The sequence below is a fragment of the Arthrobacter sp. zg-Y1143 genome (genome assembly GCF_030125565.1).
In the GTDB taxonomy this organism is placed as follows: Bacteria; Actinomycetota; Actinomycetes; order Actinomycetales; family Micrococcaceae; genus Arthrobacter_B.
On the sequence record NZ_JASKLW010000003.1, the window covers coordinates 81,997 to 99,435 of the forward strand.

Consider the following 17,439-nt stretch of genomic DNA (forward strand, 5'->3'; position numbering starts at 1 on the left):
ACTCCCTCCTGAAGGCAGGCACCCATGTCTACAGCATCTACCTCGCCGGCCGCAGGGGCGGACCTGAAATCCGGCCAGCTGCGGAACCTGATAGTCGCGACCATTGCCTCCACAGTCGGCTTCTGGGCCTGGACCATCATCGGGCCGCTCTCCAGCCGTTACGCCGCCGACATGGACCTGGGCGCAGGCCAGACCTCCGTCCTGGTGGCCATGCCCATCCTCGTCGGTTCGGTGGCCCGCATCCCGGTGGGTGCCCTGACGGACCGGTACGGCGGGCGGATCATGTTCACCGTCATCCTGGGTGTCACCGCGCCCCTGGTGCTGCTGACCGGAATAGTGGGACGGCTGGGCAACTTCCCGTTCCTGGTGGTCATCGCCTTCTTCCTGGGCATTGCCGGGACGGTGTTCGCCATCGGTATCCCGTTCTGCTCGGCCTGGTATGACCGCAGCCGAAAGGGTTTCGCCACCGGTGTTTTCGGCGCCGGGATGGTGGGCACCGCGGTGTCCGCCTTCTTTACCCCAAGGCTGGTCGACGCCGTCGGCTACATGGGCGCGCACATCACCATCGCCGTCGTGGTGGCCGTCATGGCCGTGATCAGCTGGCTGGTCCTGCGCGAGTCCCCGGCCTGGTCCGCCCCCACGGAACCGGTGCTGCCCAAGATCACCCACGCCTTCACGCTGCGGGTCACCTGGCAGCTGTGCTTCCTGTACGGGGTGGTGTTCGGGGCTTTCGTGGCGTTCTCGAACTACCTGCCCACGTATCTGGGCAACGTGTACGACTATGACGCAACCGCGGCCGGGACCCGGACCGCCGGGTTTGCGGTGGCCGCCGTCATTGCCCGGCCCATTGGCGGGACTATGGCGGACAAGGTGGGGCCGAAGCTGGTCACCCTGGCCTCCCTCGCCGGAACGGTGGTGCTGGCCGTGATCGTGGCGCTGCGGCCGGAGGAGGAACGGGTGTACGGTACCGCGTTCATCCTGATGGCGCTTTTCCTGGGGCTGGGCACCGGCGGCGTGTTTGCGTGGGTAGGGCGTGCCGCCCCGGCGCAGGACGTCGGCACCATTGGCGGGATCATTGCCGCCGCCGGCGGGCTTGGCGGATACTTCCCGCCACTGGTTATGGGGGCCACCTATGATCCGGAAAGCCGCAGTTACTTTGTGGGGCTGCTGCTGCTGGCCGCTTTTGCCGCCGTCGCGTTCCTGCTGACCTTTACGGTGCGCAACGGCGGGCGGGTGGATGAACGGACGCGTACCTGAAAACCGGTGTCCGGCCGGCGGCGGGCGTACAGTCGGGTGCATGGGTGCAACCGAACTGATCCTGATCCGCCACGGTGAGAGCGCGGGCAACGTAGCCGCCACCCGCGCCGGACGTGTTGGTGCCGAACGTATTGACATTGCCTGGCGGGACCCGGACGTCCCGCTCAGTCCCGACGGCGAGGAGCAGGCCGCGGCGCTGGGCCGCTGGTTCGCCGAGCTGCCTGCCGGGGACTTGCCGGATTCGGTGTGGTGCTCGCCGTACCTGCGCGCACAGCAGACCGCAGAACTGGCCGGACTGCCTGGACTCGCCGGGCCGATGCGCCTCGACGAACGCCTCCGCGACCGTGAACTGGGCGTGTTGGACCTGCTGACCAGCGCCGGCGTCGCCGCCCGCTACCCGGAGGAAGCCGAGCGCCGGGCCTGGCTGGGGAAATTCGTGTACCGGCCGCCGGGCGGGGAGTCCTGGGCCGACGTCGCCCTGCGGTTGCGTTCCGTCTTCCGCGACCTCGACGACGAGGAGGACGGCAAGCGGGTGGCAGTGGTCTGCCACGACGCAGTGATTATGCTGATCCGCTACATCTGCGAACGGCTGAGCGAGCAGGAACTGCTGGATCTCGCTGCGGCCAACAGCGTTCGCAACGGCTCGGTCACCCGCCTGGTGCGGCCGTCCGGAACCGGACCGTGGAAAGCGCACACCTTCAACAGTGTGCTCCACCTGCAGGACAGCGGAGCACCCGTCACCGAACACTCTGGAGATGAGCATGACGTCCACCCCCGCTAAACTCGTTACCCCCGCACTGCTGCGCGACTGGCAGCTCTCCACCGACACTGCCGGGAAGGAGGAGCGCGGCACCGTAGTGGTAATCGGCGGCGAACGCCGCACCCCCGGAGCCGTGATGCTGACCGGCCTTGCGGGCCTGCGCGTGGGCGCCGGCCGGCTGACCATGGGCGTGGCGGACTCCGTTGCCGTGGCCGTAGCCGTTGCCATTCCCGAATCCGGCGTGGTGGGACTCGCGGAAGCCGACGGCGGCATAGACGGCGGTGCTGCCGGCGGACTTCTCGCTGCGGACCTGGAGTCTGCAGCTGCGGTGGTGATTGGCCCGGGAATGGCCGACGCCGAACAGACTGCGGCCCTGCTGCAGTCCGTGGTGCCGCTGTTGGGGGAGAAGACCCAGGTGGTGCTGGATGCCTACGCGCTGGGTGTGCTGCCCGGCCAGCCGAAGCTCGCGGAGGCACTGGCCGGACGGCTGGTCCTGACCCCTAACCGCACCGAGATCCTGCACCTGCTGGGGGATGAAGACGCGGACGAGGAGTCCCTTGACCTGGCCGAAGCCTCGGCCGAGGTGGCCAGCAAGTATTCGGCCGTAGTCACCGCACAGAACCTCGTCACGGCACCGGACGGCTCCAGCTGGGAAGTGCCCGCCGGGAATCCCGGCCTGGGTACGTCCGGTTCCGGTGATGTCCTGGCCGGTGCGGTGGGCGGTTTCCTGGCCCGCGGTGCCACGCCGGAGCAGGCCGCATGCTGGGGCACCTACCTGCACGCCGTGTCGGGGGACCGGCTCTCGGCGTCGCGCGGCCCGCTCAGTTTCCTGGCGCGCGAGCTGCTGGAGGCCATGCCCCCGGTGATCGCGGAGCTGAACTAGGGGGAGCAGGCTGCCCGGTGCCGCTTCGGGCTCCTATCCTTAACTGATGACAGCTAACGAATACCGGGCCCCGTCCGGCCGCCCGCCGGCGCAAATCCCCTGGCTGGCGTACCGCTTCACCCGCAGTGATGCCGTGGCGGCGGGCTACTACGTCCTGTTCCTGCTGTTGCTCAGCTTTGTGCCGATCGACATTCCGGGCCTGTCCGCGCTGATCCCGGATCCGCTGGTGGCCGCATATGTGATCAACCTGGCCTTCTACGCGGTGGGCGGCGTCCTGGCCCTCATCGCAGCCCGGGCCTATGTGGCACGGGAAGCAAGGATCCTCGCTACCCGGCCGGTCCTTTCAGCGGCGCTGATTCCGATCGGCGTGATCCTGACCATCATCGCTTCCATGGTGGGCCTGATCATCACCGGCGAGGCGGAGACCGCCGTGAACCAGGAGGCCGTGCAGGGCCTGGTTACGCAGATGTCGCCCTGGCTTGTGGTGCCCCTGGTGGTGGTGCTGGCGCCCTTCGTGGAGGAGTACATTTTCCGCCACCTGCTGATCGGCAAGCTCAGCCGCTACTGGAACACCTGGGCTTGCTGCATCCTGTCGGTCCTGCTGTTCGCCTCCATCCACATTGTGGGCAAGGAGTCGCTGTCCCTGCCGGTACTCATGCCCTATCTGGCCACCGGCGCCGTGCTGGTGGGCATGTACGTCTGGGCCGGGAACAACTTCATGCTGTCCTACGGGGTGCATGCCGCGAAGAACCTGCTTAGCGTGGTGATCATCTACGCCGTGCCGCCGGAGCTGCTGCAGCAGTAGGGTCTCACGGCTGTTTTAGAGGATCCGCGGACGCCCTCTGCACAGCTGATGCGGGTATTGGCCCTTCCACGCCGCATCAGCTGTACAGAAGCTGGAAGAGCAGGTGCGCGTCAGCTGATGCAGAACTCGTTGCCCTCGGGATCGGCCATCGTGTACCAGGAGTGCGGGCCCTGACTGGCCTCGTACAGGAAGGATGCACCTCGACCTTCCAATGCGGCCCGGGCTTCGTCCTTGTCCCTGCCCTCCAGCCGCACATCCAGGTGGATTCGATCCTTGACGGTCTTGGGCTCGGGGACGGGCTGGAACAGGATGCGCAGCCGGTCCTCCTGTCCCACCTGATCGGCAGGGCAGATAGCTGCGCCGTCACGCCAGACCCGGACACCGTTGTGCTCAATCACGTCCTCGGGTTTTGCGAAGCCCTGGTCCAGCAAGGACGAGATGAAGCCCTGGTCCGTGGGCTCCAACGTCCAGCCCAAGGTTTCCGCCCACCAATCGGCCTGAGCGTGGGCATCGGTGCAGTCTACGCAGATCTGTATGTTCGTCATGGCCCAGAGCCTAGGAGGGCAGCGCCACCGTCGGCACTGAATTGCGGCCAGCTACCGTCCGCAAGCTAGGAGCCGGGCTTCTCGAGCCGCTCACTTTCGGGTGCCCGGACCGGAGAGCCGTTGCACGGCAGCACCCGCTCCGGCCGGGCCAAGTAGAAAAAAGAGCTCCGGGCTTCGGAGCCAAACCCGCCGGGCACCATCAGCGTGGAATACCGCTGGCACCACTGGGGCGTGTCGACGGCGGCTTCCAATGCGGTTGCGACCGCACCGACATTGTGGAACCACATCAACTGCTGCTGGCCGTCGATAACCAGGTAGATGAGGTCCAGCTGCGGATCCGCGGTGACGTCGACGTCGGCCCAGTGCTCCCAGCCCTGAAGCCGGCGGCCGTGGATCCAATGGATGTTGTGGCCCGGAGCGAAACCGGTGCAGTTGCTCGGGGAGGAACTGCTGAAGTCGGGGTTGTTGAAGCCGGAGTTGCTGACACTGGAAATGCTCACAGTGGGTTCCTTTTCAGGTTGTCCTTGCCTGCAGCGGATGAAGCAGGCCGCTTCGTCATCCGAACCACCCGCCGAACAGTGGGGTTGGTGTGGGGCCAGTCGGAGCTTTTATGCCCGGCGAACCGGGCGAAGGCCACATCTCGTGAAGCTGAAAACTACTGTAGCGGAGGGCGCCGACATTTCGACAGGGGCTCTTGTTCTCGGGTCCCGGGCCGGGCGCCGGGGGGGGGCCGGGCGGGGCGCCGGGCGGGCCGGAACGGCGGCAACGAAAACTTCCGCTCGCAGAGCTCGCGAAAGTTATTAAAGCCGCCTAACCCGGCCCGTCCGGTGCCCTGGTGCCGCACCGCGCCTGACTCGGCCCGTCCGGTGCCCTGGTGCCGCACCGCGCCTGACTCGGCCCGTCCGGTGCCCTGGTGCCGCACCGCGCCTGACTCGGCCCGTCCGGTGGCCTGGTGCCGCACCGCCCTACCCGGCCCGTCCGGTGCCCTGGTGCCGCACCGCCCGACCCGGCCCGGCCGGCCTTGGTGCCGCACCGCCTGACCCGGCCTGTTCGGTGCCCTGGTGCCGCACCGCCCTACCCGGCCCGGCCGGCCCTGGTGCCGCACCGCCCGACCCGGCCCGCGGCCCGGTGCGCCGCCCCGAAAGGCGGCGGAAAGGAGAGCCCTACGGGGCGGAATCCACCACGGAGGTTCTAATCGAAGTCCATGCCTGAACGGTGCCGGCAGGAGCGTTGGGGAAGTCCTGCAGCAGTACGTCCTGTTCGCCGATGACGAGTCCCGAGTCAGGATCGATGATGATGTCGGTCCGCGACGTTCCTCCTGGGTGGGGGATTCCGATGGCGATGCCTGTCCTACCGTCCACTGTTGCCTGCTTGTCGCTTATGACCACGCCGGGGATCAGTGCAGCGGCCCGATACATGGTTGCGCGCAGGTCGGCGGGGACGGCCCCGGTGCGCAAACCGTCAGCGATGGTTACAAAGGCCTCGGTTTCCGGCGTTTTGCCGGCTCCCTCGGTGCGCTCGTAAATGAGGTCCAGCAGTTCCCGGGGATCCCGGGGCAGGCTTCCGGCTTCGTCGAGGGAGGTGCCGATGATGACCATCGGCGCCTGCCCGTAGAAAGCTCCGCCCGGGCCGCGCTGGATTCCGACCGTCGGGTTCGGCACCCCGCCCTTCGGCGGCAGCTGGGCGATCTCGGCGGCCGCCTTCTTGGCGGCGTCGGACGAGGACTCGAGGGGAATCCGCTCTCCGCGGTCCCAGACCCATTCACCGTTCCTGTCTGCCGGTATGTAGAGCTGATCGCTGACGGTTTCCTGCCAGGAAAGGTCGCTGCCGTCGGCCATCTGCTTGCCGCCCCAGGTCAGCTCGGTTGTGTCGATCTTCAGGTACTGGCCGGGCCCCACCAAGGGATCAGAGGTGCGGATAGTGGCGTCAGCCGCGGCGTTCAGGACTTCTGCTGCCTCAGCGGTGGCGCCGGGACTGCCGGGCCGGACGACGTCGGCCACCACTATGCCTCCCACCAGCAGAGCTGCAGCGGCGGATGCAAGCAAGAGACGGCGTCGGGCGCGGGGCGCCGTGGTCCTCGGGCCTCCGGCGCGGCGGGCGTTTAGCGGAGGAACAGCGTGCAGGCGGGAGGGCGAGGTGCTTTGTGCCGCCTGCGGGGCGTCCATCACGGCCAGCGACCTGGCGCGGCTGCCGGCCAGCTCCGTCTCGTGAACCCAACGTGCGGGGTCAGCGGATGCAAGTGCGCGGTCAAGGCCGCCGGGCTTATTGGTATGGCTCATCGTTTCGCTCCCTCTGAAAGTGATTCCGTGTCCAGCAGGCGGCCGAGCGCCTTGCGTGCCCGGTGCAGGCGCATCCTGACGGCGGTGGCACTGGTGTCGAGCAGGTCCGAGACTTCGCTGGAACTGAAACCGTCCCAGTACGTCAGGAGGAGGACCTCCCGGTCATCGGGCCCGAGCCGGGCGAGCGCTTCGTGGATACGGGAGTCGTCGTCGTTCCGCTCGTGGTCGCGTTCAAGCTGGAGGGCTCCGAGGAGGTTCACGGACCGGGAGGCGGACCGGTCATGGTTGCGGAGGACGTTTTTCGCGATCCCGAACAGCACCATGACCGAAAGGCTTTCCTCTTGCCCGGTCTTTTCCCAGGCGATCCGGAAGACCTCGGCACACAGATCCTCGGCGGTGGCGGCGTTTTCGGTTCGACGCCGGAAGTAGCGGTAGATGCGGTCATGTCCGGCGGCGTGGGCGGCCAGGAAACACTTCTCCCTGTCCACGTCCCGTTGTTCCTTCCGGAAGCTTTGTACACTCATGCCCTGTTAATGTCCGGCAGCCTCCAAAGTGTAACTGCGCGCGCCGAAAGCCCCGGCCGCGTACCAAAGGGAAGCCGCATCGAGCGCAGTAGGTACCGGACACAACGAAGGGGCCTGGCGGAGGCGGCTTTAATATTCCCCGCGAGCTCTGCGAGCGGGGAATTTCGTTGCCGCCGGAGCCAGGCCCCGTAGGTGCCAGGGCCAGTGTCGGAGTGACGCAGGCGCGGGAAACTTACCGCCAGCCGGCCCCCGGCGCCACCAGCTTCACGACGCTTTCCAGCAGCTGCGCGTTGTAGTCCACGCCCAGCTGGTTCGGTACGGTAATCAGCACGGTATCGGCTTCCTGCACGGCGGCGTCGGCGGCCAGTTCAGCAGCGATGACATCCGGTTCGCCGATGTAGCTCTTGCCGAACCGCGCCAAACCGCCGTCGAGATGGCCCACCTGGTCCCGTCCCTCGGCCTGCGCACGGAGCCCGAAATAATGCCGGTCCTCCCCGGTGACCAATGGGATGATGCTGCGGCTGACGGAGACCCGCGGGGTGCCCTGGTGGCCGGCGTCGGCCCAGGCCTGCCGGTACACGGCAATCTGCTCGGCCTGCAGCTGGTCGAACGGGACACCGGTGTCCTCGGTCAGCAGGGTGGAGCTCATCAGGTTCATGCCCTGCTCGCCCGTCCACTTGGCTGTGGCCCGGGTGCCGGATCCCCACCAGATGCGCTCGGGCAGGCCGGGGGACAGCGGATCGATGGGCATGGCTCCGGTGCTGCCGGTCATGGCCGGATCCGCCTGGGCGACGCCGGCACCGGCAATCGCGGCCCGGAACACTTCGGTGTGCTGCCGGGCCATGTCGGCGTCGGTGGATTCCGGCCCCGGCACGTAACCGAAGGACTCATATCCGCGCAGGGCCGGCTCGGGGGATCCCCGGCTGATGCCCAGCTGCAGCCTGCCTCCGCTGATCAGGTCCGTGGCCGCGGCATCCTCGGCCATTGAAAGCGGATTCATATAGCGCATGTCGATCACGCCGGTGCCCAGCTCAATCCTGCTGGTCCGCGCGGCCATGGCTGCGAGCATCGGGAAGGGGGCGGAGAACTGCGGGGCGAAGTGGTGCACCCGCAGGTACGCGCCGTCGACGCCGATTTCCTCGGCTGCGACGGCCAGCTCCACCTGCTGCAGCAATGCGTCACGTGCGCTGGGGGTCCGTGAGCCGAGCGCATTCCGGTAATGTCCGAAGGACAGGAACCCTATTCGTTTCATATCAGCCTCAGCGCCGTAAGGTTCGGCCGTATTCCCGTCCTCCCCGGACTTCCGGGCCGGGCACGTGGAAACGCAGCGGAAGGAAGCAGGAACAGTGCACATCACCTTGGTCCCGGGCTATCAGGGCTCACCGCCGGAGCAGTGGCAGAGCCGGTGGGAAGCCGACCTGCCCGACGTCACCCGCATCGCGCCGTCGTCGTGGGACGAGCCGGAGCTGGAGGACTGGATGTCCGCGCTGGACAAAGCCGCCGGGGCACAGCACGGGAACACCGTGCTCGTGGCGCACAGCCTGGGCTGCCTGGCCGCGGCGGAATGGCTGCTGCGCAACCCCGTCGGCGCCCGCGGGGTCTTCCTGGTCAGCCCGCCGGATCCCGTAGCCGCCTCCTTCCCGCAGCCGGCCGGGACGTTCCGGAACCCGCGCTTGCAGGAACTGCCTGTTCCGGGCCTGCTGATCGCCAGTGAGAGCGACCCGTACTGCGCGCTGCCGGCGGCAGAGGTCATTGCAGCGGCCTGGAAACTGCCATTCATCAATGCCGGCGAGCTGGCGCACATCAACGAAAAGAGCGGCGTCGGCTACTGGGAACAGGGCCGGGATTTGCTCACCGCGTTCACCGCGGGGCTGGGGGAACGGGCCGCAATCGGATAAGAATGGGCACATGCAACTTCCGGTGATGCCTCCCATTGCGCCCATGCTGGCCAAAGCCGCCAGCTCCCTGCCCGAAGGCGAGTACCTCTACGAGCCCAAATGGGACGGGTTCCGGTCCATCATTTTCCGGGACGGCGACGACGTCGAGATCGGCTCCCGCAACGAGAAGCCGATGACGCGCTACTTCCCCGAACTGGTGGCGGCACTCAAGGCCAACCTGCCCGAGCGGTGCGTGGTGGACGGGGAAATTGTGATGGTGGCGCCGGACGGTAAACGGTTGGACTTCGAGCTGCTGCAGCAGCGTATCCACCCGGCCGCCAGCCGCGTGAAACTGCTTGCGCAGCAGACCCCGGTCCGGTTCGTGGCCTTCGACCTGCTGGCCCTGGGCGACACGGATTACACGGACAAACCGTTCGCCGAACGCCGCGAGGCCCTGGTCCAGGCGCTGAAAACGGCGCAGGCACCGGTGTCCGTCACCGCCGCAACGGATGATCCGGAGCAGGCGCGGGACTGGTTTGACCGGTTCGAAGGTGCCGGGCTGGACGGAGTGGTTGCCAAGCCGCTGGATGCTGCGTATGCCCCGAACAAGCGCACCATGGCCAAGCTCAAGCATGAGCGCACCGCTGACTGCGTGCTGGCCGGCTACCGGGTGCACAAGTCCGGCCCGGACCTCATCGGTTCGCTGCTGCTGGGCATTTACAACGACGACGGCGAGCTCACCAACGTGGGCGTTGCCGGAGCCTTCTCCATGGACCGGCGCCGGGAGCTGTTCCAGGAGCTCCAGCCGCTGGTGGCGGGCGAAGAAGGGCACCCCTGGGCGTCGGAGGAGCAGGAGGCCGGCACCCGCACGCCCCGCAACTCGGAAGGCAGCCGCTGGAGCGGCAAGAAGGACCTCTCCTTTGTGCCGCTGCGTCCGGAGCGGGTGGTGGAGGTGAAGTACGACCACATGGAAGGGAATCGGTTCCGGCATGTGGCGAGCTTCGTGCGCTGGCGGCCTGACCGCTCGCCGGAGTCCTGCACCTACGCCCAGCTGGAGGAACCCGTGAAGTTCGACCTGGCGGACGTGCTGGGCAGCTAGCTGCGAAGACTAGCCGCGGCCCCGGCACCCGGTCCGGAATTCGCTGCCGGCATCCGCCAGGATGGCCGCGGTGTAGCCGTCCCGGTAACCGGTCTCGGTGGGATGCAGGTCGAACGGGCCGCCTTCGAAGCGAATCCAGGAATCGGCGGATCCCACTCCGTGTCCGGCGAATTCGTCCACCACGTCCACAAAGACGCCGTCCTCGGGAACCTGTCCGGCGATGACCGCATTCAGGGCGTCGGTTCCGGCGTTGAACAGGGCCTGCGCCTCCGCGCTGAGCGGGCCCGGCGCACCGGTTTCGAACAGGTGCGGGTATCCGGTGACCACCAGGGTGGCGCGCGGGGCTGCCTCGGCTATCCGGGCGAATTCCGCCGCCAGCTGGGGAGCCAGGACCGTCGAGGCGTAGGTGCTGGCCTGCTCGATGGCCGGTGCGCAGGTGGCCGGAAGTTGGGTCCCGGCGCAGGCGGCCACCACGGTGCCGAACCGGACGTCGTTGCCGCCGATGGTCACGGTCACGACGTCGGTCCGGTCGTTGAGCGTGCCGCTGGCCGCCGCGTTGCTGATCTGTTCGGGCAGGTCCACCGGTGCGTCAGCCGGGGTGGTCAGGGTGGTGGCGCCGGCGCAGGTGGCATCGGCTTCCAGATCCACGCGCCGCCGGGCGTCCAGCAGCGCGGGATAGCCCTGTTCCGTGCGGCCGCAGGCATCCAGCACGGGACCGCCGCCGTAGCCGGCGGCATAGGAGTCTCCGAAGGCCACATAGTCGACGTCGCGGCCCCAGCCGTGCCCGCCACCATGCCCGCCGCCGTGGCCCCAGCCATGCCCGTGGCCGTCTCCGCCCCGGTGCTGCACGGAGTCCCCGCCGAAGTTGCCCGGGGAGCCGCCTGCCGGACCGTCTGCCGCGGCGGACGACGCACCGCCGGCTAGGAGCGCCGCCGCAGCCAGGGCCAGGACACCGAGCCTCCCGCCGCGGAATGAACGGCGGAACGGGAGGCGGAACGGACTGCGGAAAGGGACACCGGGTGAACGGCGGTAAAGACCTGGGCGAGGGCTCATCTTTGCACTCCTTCGGGCAGCGGAATCAACGGCTCCAAGGCGGACAGTCTTTCCCAGCGCAGGGCATGCGGCAATCGCCAATCCCGTATCCGGTTCCCTGGCGGCAGGTTTTCCATCGACAACCCGGGCAGCATGAGCGGCCGGAATGCTGCCCGGAGGGGTGTGGCGCAACGCGCTCTGCGCTACGCTGGCGAGATACCGACCGTATGGTCAGTAATCGCCGGCCATTACGGTGCCCGGCGGTCCGGGCAACGGTGCCCGGCAGGACGCGTCCCGTGCGAAAGGTTTTCCCATGACGGCAACAGCCCTCGACGTTGACTACGTACCCAGCTACGTCCGGGACGCCTGGTGGTCTCCCGGCGACGGCGGAGCGGGCACCGAGGTGCGGGATGCCAGCACCGGCGAACTGCTGGCCCGGGTCAGTACGGACGGACTGGACACGGCTGCCGCCGTCGAACATGCCCGCAGCACAGGCCAAGCCGAACTGGGGAAGTACACCTTCCACCAGCGGGCCCTGCTGCTCAAGGAACTGGCCGGTTTCCTCAACGCCCGCCGGGAGGAACTGTACGAGGTGTCCGCCCGCTCCGGGGCCACCCGCAAGGACTCCCTGGTGGACATTGACGGCGGCATCGGAGTGCTCTTCGCCTACGGGTCCAAGGGGCGCCGCGAGCTGCCCAACGCCACGGTCATCACCGACGGCGCAGCGGAACGGCTGTCCCGGGACGGGTCTTTCCTTGGCGAACACATCTACACCCGCCTGCCCGGCACGGCCGTGCAGATCAACGCCTTCAACTTCCCGGTATGGGGCCTGCTGGAAAAACTGGCGCCGGCCTTCCTCGCGGGGCTGCCGAGCATCGTCAAACCCGCCACCCCCACCGGCTACCTGGCCGCCGCAGCCGTGCGGCTGATCGTGGAGTCCGGGATCCTGCCTCCCGGGTCGCTGCAGCTGATCTCCGGCCCGGCGCGGGACCTGCTGGACCACCTGGACTACCGGGACCTGGTCTCCTTCACCGGCTCGGCGTCCACCGCCGAAAAGCTGCGTGCGCATCCCAATGTGACGGTGGGAGGCGTTCGTTTCACGGCCGAAACGGATTCACTCAATGCCGCCATCCTGGGAGCCGACGCCGTGCCCGGCACACCCGAGTTCGAGGCCTACATCGAATCGCTGGTCACCGAGGTGACGGTCAAGGCCGGCCAGAAATGCACCAGCATCCGCCGGGCCCTGGTGCCGCGGGAACTGGTGGACGACGTCGTAGCCGCCGCCGCGGACCGCATCCGGGAGCGGGTGGTGCTGGGTGATCCACGGGCCGCGCAGGTGACCATGGGGGCGCTGGCGTCCACCGAGCAGCTCGACGGTGTCCGCGGTGCCGTCCGTGAACTGCTTGCCGCCGGCGGGACGCTGGCGCTCGGCTCGCTGGAGGCACCCGACGTCGTACTTGCCGACGGCAGTACCGGCCCGGCGCCGTCGGGCGCCTTTATGGAACCGGTGCTGCTGACCTGGGACAACAAGGACGCGGACGCACTGCACAGTGTGGAGGCCTTCGGACCCGTTGCGTCGGTGGTCGGCTATGACAGTGTGGCCGACGCCGTTCGGCTGGCTGCCCGCGGGGGCGGGTCGCTCGTGGCCACCGTCTGCACCAATGATCCGCAGGTGGCCGCCGAAGTGCTCGCCGGCATTGCCGGGCACCATGGGCGGGTGCTGATCCTGAACCGGGAGGATGCGGCGAGTTCCACCGGCCACGGCTCCCCGGTGCCGCACCTGGTCCACGGCGGTCCCGGGCGGGCGGGCGGGGGAGAGGAGCTGGGCGGCATCCGCGCGGTGCTGCATTACATGCAGCGCACCGCCGTGCAGGGCTCGCCGAACATGCTCACCGCCCTCACCAGCATCTGGCACACGGGTGCGGACCAGCGGTTCGACGCCGGCCATCCCTTCCGCAAGCCGCTGAGCGAGCTGCGGGTGGGCGACGCCGTGCGCTCCGGGCTGCGCACGGTGACCCTGGCGGACATCAGTGCCTTCGCCGAGACCACCGGCGACACGTTCTACGCCCACACCGACCAGGCCGCGGCCGAGGCCAATCCGTTTTTCCCGGGCATTGTGGCGCACGGCTACCTGCTGCTGTCCTGGGGTGCGGGCCTGTTCGTGGACCCGGCACCCGGTCCGGTACTGGCGAACTACGGGCTGGAGAACCTGCGCTTCATCACTCCGGTGGCTGCGGGCGACGCCATCCGGGTCACGCTGACCGCCAAGAAAATCACGCCGCGGGAGACCGACGACTACGGCGAAGTGGCGTGGGACGCGGTGCTCACCAACCAGGACGATGAGCTGGTAGCCACCTACGACGTGCTGACCCTGGTGGCCAAATAGCTGCCGGGGGACGCTGGGTTACGGGCAGCTGCTGCGGCGTACTGCCCAGTCGCAGACGGTGTCCGGGCTCAGGACGTCGCTGACCACCACCACGCCGTAAGCGGCCAGGACGAGCCCTGCAACTGCCAGGGCCGCCCACAGCAGCCGGCGCTTCCCCATCAGGCCGAGCCTGGACCCAGGCGGGTATGCAGCCCGTCGAAAACCATGGTGATGATGTTGTCCGCGAGCTTCTGCGCGGGCAGCGGACCGCCCGGCCGATACCACTCGACAATCGAGTTGATGGTGCCGAAAAGCAGCCGGGTGGTGGTCCGCGGATCAATGTCGCTGCGCACCGAGCCTTCACGCCGCGCCGCGTCCACCAGGTCCGCCACCCGGTGGTCGAACTCGCGGCGGCGGGCCAGCGCGGTGCGCTCAATCTCGGTGTTGCCGCGCAGGCGCAGCAGCAGGGTCACAAACGGCAGCCGCTCGGTCAGCACCTCAATGGTGCCGCGCAGCACGAATTCGAGCCGGACGTCGGCCGCACCGTCGGAGGCCCGCGGGTCATCCAGCACCGCCTCCAGCCCGTCCAGGGCATGGTCGAGGGCCATGCGGAGCAGCTCGCCCTTGGAGGGGACGTGATGGTAAATGGCTGACTTGGTGATGCCCAGGTTCTCGGCGAGGATGCCCATGGACGTGGCTTCGTACCCGTGCCGGTTGAACACGTCCACGGCCACGTTCAGCACACTCTGCTGGTCATAGCCGGGGCGGCCGCGGCGGCCGGGAACGGCAGCAGCAGGTGCATCGGGGGCAGCAGCGGGATCGGGGGCGGCATCAGGCATGGCGCCATTTTCCCACGCCGGGGCGCACCGGCGTCGGGCCGTTCATCACGACGGCGCGGCGCCGGGCTGCCGGCGCAGATCGTAGATCCGGCGCAGCTTGCCGCTGGAGCGTGCCAGCGTGCCCGGTTCCACCACCTCCACCGTGCAGGAGGAGCCGACATGGACCTTGATCTGCGCTGCCAACTCGACGGCGGCGGTGGCGGCCTCCGGTGCGGAGGTCTCTTCCCGCCGCTCGATCCGCACGGTGAGTTCATCCATCCGCTCCGGCCGCGTGATTTCCAGTTGGAAGTGCGGGCTGAGGGCCGGCAGGCGCAGCGCGATTTCCTCGACCTGGGTGGGGAAGAGATTCACACCGCGCAGGATGACCATGTCGTCGCTCCGGCCGGTGATCCTGCCCATCCGGCGCATGGACGGCCGCGCCGTGCCGGGCAGCAGTCGGGTCAGGTCATGGGTCCGGTAGCGGATGATCGGCAGCGCTTCCTTGGTCAGGGAGGTGAAGACCAGTTCCCCGGGCTCGCCGTCGTTGTGCACCCGGGTGTCATCAAAGGGATCGATGATCTCGGGGCGGAAGTGGTCCTCCCAGATGTGTGCACCGTCCTTGCTCTCCACGCACTCGCCGGCCACGCCGGGGCCCATCACCTCGGAGAGGCCGTAAATGTCGCAGGCATCCAGGTCCATCAGGGTTTCGAGTTCATGCCGCATTTCCTCTGTCCATGGTTCGGCACCCAGTACCGCGGTTCGAAGCGACGTGGACCGGGGATCAATGCCGGCGGCAGCCATCGCGTCGGCGATCGCCAGCAGATAGGTGGGGGTGCAGAGGATGGTGTCCGGCTCGAAGTCCAGAATCAGCTGGATCTGGCGTTCGGTCTGCCCGCCGGAGATCGGTATGACGGTGCAGCCCAGTTTCTCCGCTCCGAAGTGTGCGCCCAGCCCGCCGGTAAACAGCCCGTAGCCGTACGCATTGTGCACCTTGTCGCCCGGCCGCACCCCGGACGCACGCAGCGAACGTGCCACCAGGGCGGCCCAGCGGTCCAGGTCTCCGGAGGTGTAGCCGACCACCGTGGGCCGCCCCGTGGTTCCCGAGGACGCGTGGATGCGCGAGACCTGGTGCTGCGGTACCGCGAACATGCCGAAGGGGTACGTTGAACGCAGGTCCTCCTTAGTGGTGTACGGGAAAAGCCGCAGGTCGCCCAGCTCGCGCAAATCCGAGGGGTGCACGCCGGCGTCGTCGAACTTGGTCCGGTAGAGCGGAACCCGCTCGTAGGCGTAGGCCAGCGTCTGCTGCAGGCGCCGCAGCTGCAGGTCCTCCAGTTCGTCCCGGCTCATCCGCTCCTCGGGATCCAGGGAAGCGGGATCCAGGGCGGCGGGATTCACGGCGGCGGAGTTGGCGGGGGAAGTCTTCATGCGCTGTTTCCTGTCGGGAACGGGGCCGGCTCCCGGCCGGTGTCGGGACGGGAGAGCGGGTCCGGGAGCGGGCCGCGGATGGTGCGTGAGCGTCCGCGGAAAAGGGCGACGACGTCGGATGTACCGTCGGGGCGGTCGGCCCGCACCTCAATGTCATAAACACCGCTGCGGCCGCTGCCCGCCCGGTGCTCGGCGTGGGCGGTGAGGATGTCACCCGCGTGCGCCGACGCCAGGAAGGTGATGTCTGCCCCCGCAGCTACGGTAACTTCGGTCCGCTGCCGGGCCGGTCCACCGGCTTCCGGGTTGCAGGCCAGCGCAAAGGCGGTGTCGGCGAAGGCAAAAACCATGCCGCCGTGCGCAATGCCGAAACCGTTGAGCATTTCCCGGCGCAGCAACATGGAGATGCGCGCTGCGCCGTCCCGGAGCTCCAGGACTTCGATGCCCAGCCACTGCGAGGCGGCATCGAAAACCAGAAGGGGATGGGCGGGGGATTTGCCCGGGGTGACGCCGGTGCCAGCCATGGGACCCTCCTTTTTATTTACCGAATGTTCATTAGGTAATCCCGGCAGGAGGATGGCTGTCAAGGACCCGGGCACCCGCGGGCCTGCCGGTGTTCCCAGAGGGTGCAGCAGGTCATGGCGTACCCTAGGGAGGTGACTCTTACCGCGGCCGCTGCCGTTTCCGGGCCCGTAAGGCCTCCCACATCTGCCCTTTTGCCCGAGTGGCTGGACCCTCAGGTATTCCTGGCCAATCCTGCCCTGGGACCTTGGGTTGTCCTGCTCGTCTGCGGCATTGTTTTTGCCGAGACCGGGCTGCTCATCGGGTTCTTCCTGCCCGGTGACTCCCTGCTTTTCACCGCGGGCCTGCTGGTGGCCACGGGCACCATCCACATCAATGTGTGGCTGCTGGGCCTGCTGGTCTTTGTCAGCGCGTTCGTAGGCGACCAGACCGGTTATTACATCGGCAAAAAGACCGGCCCGGCTATCTTCAAACGGGAGAACAGCCGGCTGTTTAAACAGGAAAACGTGCACCGGGCCGAAGTGTTCTTCGAGCGCCACGGCGGCAAGGCCGTGATCCTGGCACGCTTTGTTCCGGTGGTGCGGACCTTCACGCCCGTGGTGGCTGGCGTCGCAAAGATGAACTACAAAACCTTCGTTACCTTCAACGTCATCGGCGCCTTCTTCTGGGGCGTGGGCGTTACCCTGCTGGGTTATGTGCTCGGCGACCGCGTGCCGTTTGTCCGGGAAAACCTGGACCTGATCTTCGTGGGCGTAGTAGTGCTTTCGGTGATTCCGATCGTTATCGAGGTACTGCGCCAGTCCCGTAAGGCCAGCACCAAGCACGACGACGGCGGCCCTGCCGGAGACGCCGAGGAATCCGGCCCAGCATCAGGCCAAGCCACCGCTGCCTCCGCACAAACCCCCGCTGCCCGTCCGGCCGCCGGCGATGCTGCCCTGGCCCGGCAGGCGGAAGAGTCCGCTGCCCGTCCGGCCACCGGGGATGCTGCCCGGGCCCGGCAGGCGGAAGAGTCCGCTGCCCGTCCGGCCCGGCACGCCGCAGCCGACGGCGGACGCTTCTCCGCACCGAAAGCGGATGCCGAAGGCAGCGGCTCCTAACCGCACTGCCCGCAGGCTGGGATAGCAGTCCCGCCCGCAGAGTTTCGCAGAAGGCCCGGACCCCAGGTCCGGGCCTTCTGCGCGTCCGGGGCAGCTGAGCTAAACGGCCGCCCAGGGGGCGGGGGTTTTGCCGTGGGTCCCCGCGGGTTCGGGG

At 68.0% G+C, this 17,439-nt stretch carries 18 protein-coding genes and 1 riboswitch; of the genes, 8 read left to right on the plus strand and 10 right to left on the minus strand.

Annotation, left to right across the window (positions count from 1 at the left end; genetic code table 11):
* Positions 1 to 24 precede the first annotated feature (24 nt).
* The 4 genes from QNN98_RS03955 to QNN98_RS03970 are packed head-to-tail and all read left to right on the plus strand — an operon-like array spanning position 25 to position 3,705.
* Entirely contained in the window at positions 25 to 1,257 is a 1,233-nt protein-coding gene (locus tag QNN98_RS03955; protein ID WP_283996330.1) for an MFS transporter, read from the plus strand.
* Positions 1,258 to 1,297: 40 nt separating this feature from the next.
* Entirely contained in the window at positions 1,298 to 2,038 is a 741-nt protein-coding gene (locus QNN98_RS03960) for a histidine phosphatase family protein (RefSeq protein WP_227912650.1), read from the plus strand.
* Positions 2,013 to 2,900, plus strand: coding sequence for an NAD(P)H-hydrate dehydratase (locus QNN98_RS03965; protein WP_283996331.1), 888 nt, complete (start codon positions 2,013 to 2,015; stop codon positions 2,898 to 2,900). Before QNN98_RS03960 ends, QNN98_RS03965 begins: the two co-directional genes overlap by 26 nt.
* A gap of 46 nt (positions 2,901 to 2,946) precedes the next feature.
* Positions 2,947 to 3,705 carry a CPBP family intramembrane glutamic endopeptidase gene (locus tag QNN98_RS03970; RefSeq protein ID WP_283996332.1) on the plus strand — a complete coding sequence of 253 codons (759 nt, stop codon included), beginning with the start codon at positions 2,947 to 2,949 and terminating at the stop codon, positions 3,703 to 3,705.
* A gap of 110 nt (positions 3,706 to 3,815) precedes the next feature.
* Here QNN98_RS03970 and QNN98_RS03975 read toward each other — a convergent pair whose 3' ends face one another.
* The 5 genes from QNN98_RS03975 to QNN98_RS03995 form a co-directional block, all read right to left on the minus strand.
* A complete protein-coding gene (locus tag QNN98_RS03975; RefSeq protein WP_227912653.1) occupies positions 3,816 to 4,250 on the minus strand; it encodes a VOC family protein in 435 nt (144 codons plus the stop codon).
* Positions 4,251 to 4,315: 65 nt separating this feature from the next.
* Positions 4,316 to 4,750 carry a hypothetical protein gene (locus tag QNN98_RS03980; RefSeq protein WP_229957831.1) on the minus strand — a complete coding sequence of 145 codons (435 nt, stop codon included), beginning with the start codon at positions 4,748 to 4,750 and terminating at the stop codon, positions 4,316 to 4,318.
* Positions 4,751 to 4,765: 15 nt separating this feature from the next.
* A riboswitch (SAM riboswitch) is annotated at positions 4,766 to 4,898 on the minus strand.
* 515 nt (positions 4,899 to 5,413) lie between these two features.
* A complete protein-coding gene (locus QNN98_RS03985) occupies positions 5,414 to 6,529 on the minus strand; it encodes a CU044_5270 family protein (RefSeq protein WP_283996333.1) in 1,116 nt (371 codons plus the stop codon).
* Positions 6,526 to 7,053 (minus strand): RNA polymerase sigma factor, encoded by a 528-nt coding sequence (locus tag QNN98_RS03990; protein WP_283996334.1) that lies wholly within the window; start codon positions 7,051 to 7,053, stop codon positions 6,526 to 6,528. The genes QNN98_RS03985 and QNN98_RS03990 overlap by 4 nt, the downstream gene beginning before the upstream one ends.
* Positions 7,054 to 7,285: 232 nt before the next feature.
* Positions 7,286 to 8,305 (minus strand): LLM class flavin-dependent oxidoreductase, encoded by a 1,020-nt coding sequence (locus QNN98_RS03995; RefSeq protein ID WP_283996335.1) that lies wholly within the window; start codon positions 8,303 to 8,305, stop codon positions 7,286 to 7,288.
* A gap of 94 nt (positions 8,306 to 8,399) precedes the next feature.
* On the opposite strand from QNN98_RS03995, the gene QNN98_RS04000 reads away from it, so the two are divergent.
* Positions 8,400 to 8,951: an RBBP9/YdeN family alpha/beta hydrolase gene (locus tag QNN98_RS04000; RefSeq protein ID WP_283996336.1), complete on the plus strand. Its 552-nt coding sequence runs from the start codon at positions 8,400 to 8,402 to the stop codon at positions 8,949 to 8,951.
* Between the two features lie 10 nt (positions 8,952 to 8,961).
* Positions 8,962 to 10,029, plus strand: a complete 1,068-nt coding sequence (locus QNN98_RS04005; RefSeq protein ID WP_283996337.1) for an ATP-dependent DNA ligase — start codon at positions 8,962 to 8,964, stop codon at positions 10,027 to 10,029.
* Positions 10,030 to 10,038: 9 nt separating this feature from the next.
* Here QNN98_RS04005 and QNN98_RS04010 read toward each other — a convergent pair whose 3' ends face one another.
* Complete coding sequence (locus QNN98_RS04010) at positions 10,039 to 11,082, minus strand: SGNH/GDSL hydrolase family protein (RefSeq protein ID WP_283996338.1); 1,044 nt, start codon at positions 11,080 to 11,082, stop codon at positions 10,039 to 10,041.
* Positions 11,083 to 11,374: 292 nt separating this feature from the next.
* Between QNN98_RS04010 and paaZ the strand changes: the two genes are divergently transcribed.
* Positions 11,375 to 13,447, plus strand: coding sequence for a phenylacetic acid degradation bifunctional protein PaaZ (paaZ, locus tag QNN98_RS04015; protein WP_283996339.1), 2,073 nt, complete (start codon positions 11,375 to 11,377; stop codon positions 13,445 to 13,447).
* Positions 13,448 to 13,465: 18 nt separating this feature from the next.
* On the opposite strand, the gene QNN98_RS04020 is transcribed toward paaZ, so the two are convergent.
* The 4 genes from QNN98_RS04020 to QNN98_RS04035 are packed head-to-tail and all read right to left on the minus strand — an operon-like array spanning position 13,466 to position 16,190.
* A complete protein-coding gene (locus tag QNN98_RS04020) occupies positions 13,466 to 13,606 on the minus strand; it encodes a hypothetical protein (protein ID WP_227925258.1) in 141 nt (46 codons plus the stop codon).
* On the minus strand, positions 13,606 to 14,265 hold the full coding sequence (locus tag QNN98_RS04025; protein ID WP_283996340.1) for a TetR/AcrR family transcriptional regulator: 660 nt from the start codon (positions 14,263 to 14,265) through the stop codon (positions 13,606 to 13,608). The genes QNN98_RS04020 and QNN98_RS04025 overlap by 1 nt, the downstream gene beginning before the upstream one ends.
* A gap of 45 nt (positions 14,266 to 14,310) precedes the next feature.
* Positions 14,311 to 15,669, minus strand: coding sequence for a phenylacetate--CoA ligase PaaK (gene paaK, locus QNN98_RS04030; RefSeq protein ID WP_283996341.1), 1,359 nt, complete (start codon positions 15,667 to 15,669; stop codon positions 14,311 to 14,313).
* Positions 15,666 to 16,190: a hotdog fold thioesterase gene (locus tag QNN98_RS04035; RefSeq protein WP_283996342.1), complete on the minus strand. Its 525-nt coding sequence runs from the start codon at positions 16,188 to 16,190 to the stop codon at positions 15,666 to 15,668. The genes paaK and QNN98_RS04035 overlap by 4 nt, the downstream gene beginning before the upstream one ends.
* Before the next feature lie 132 nt (positions 16,191 to 16,322).
* Here QNN98_RS04035 and QNN98_RS04040 point away from each other — a divergent pair, with 132 nt between their 5' ends.
* A complete protein-coding gene (locus QNN98_RS04040) occupies positions 16,323 to 17,285 on the plus strand; it encodes a DedA family protein (RefSeq protein WP_349643206.1) in 963 nt (320 codons plus the stop codon).
* Positions 17,286 to 17,439 lie beyond the last annotated feature (154 nt).

Bases quoted from the DNA above. Each gene is read 5' to 3' on its own strand.
- QNN98_RS03965 (WP_283996331.1), top strand. From the start codon at position 2,013: ATGAGCATGACGTCCACCCCCGCTAAACTCGTTACCCCCGCACTGCTG.
- QNN98_RS04025 (WP_283996340.1), bottom strand. From the start codon at position 14,265: ATGCCTGATGCCGCCCCCGATCCCGCTGCTGCCCCCGATGCACCTGCT.
- paaK (WP_283996341.1), bottom strand. From the start codon at position 15,669: ATGAAGACTTCCCCCGCCAACTCCGCCGCCGTGAATCCCGCCGCCCTG.
- QNN98_RS04005 (WP_283996337.1), top strand. From the start codon at position 8,962: ATGCAACTTCCGGTGATGCCTCCCATTGCGCCCATGCTGGCCAAAGCC.
- QNN98_RS03985 (WP_283996333.1), bottom strand. From the start codon at position 6,529: ATGAGCCATACCAATAAGCCCGGCGGCCTTGACCGCGCACTTGCATCC.
- QNN98_RS03995 (WP_283996335.1), bottom strand. From the start codon at position 8,305: ATGAAACGAATAGGGTTCCTGTCCTTCGGACATTACCGGAATGCGCTC.
- QNN98_RS03955 (WP_283996330.1), top strand. From the start codon at position 25: ATGTCTACAGCATCTACCTCGCCGGCCGCAGGGGCGGACCTGAAATCC.
- QNN98_RS04010 (WP_283996338.1), bottom strand. From the start codon at position 11,082: ATGAGCCCTCGCCCAGGTCTTTACCGCCGTTCACCCGGTGTCCCTTTC.
- QNN98_RS03990 (WP_283996334.1), bottom strand. From the start codon at position 7,053: ATGAGTGTACAAAGCTTCCGGAAGGAACAACGGGACGTGGACAGGGAG.
- QNN98_RS03970 (WP_283996332.1), top strand. From the start codon at position 2,947: ATGACAGCTAACGAATACCGGGCCCCGTCCGGCCGCCCGCCGGCGCAA.
- paaZ (WP_283996339.1), top strand. From the start codon at position 11,375: ATGACGGCAACAGCCCTCGACGTTGACTACGTACCCAGCTACGTCCGG.
- QNN98_RS04035 (WP_283996342.1), bottom strand. From the start codon at position 16,190: ATGGCTGGCACCGGCGTCACCCCGGGCAAATCCCCCGCCCATCCCCTT.
- QNN98_RS03975 (WP_227912653.1), bottom strand. From the start codon at position 4,250: ATGACGAACATACAGATCTGCGTAGACTGCACCGATGCCCACGCTCAG.
- QNN98_RS04020 (WP_227925258.1), bottom strand. From the start codon at position 13,606: ATGGGGAAGCGCCGGCTGCTGTGGGCGGCCCTGGCAGTTGCAGGGCTC.
- QNN98_RS03960 (WP_227912650.1), top strand. From the start codon at position 1,298: ATGGGTGCAACCGAACTGATCCTGATCCGCCACGGTGAGAGCGCGGGC.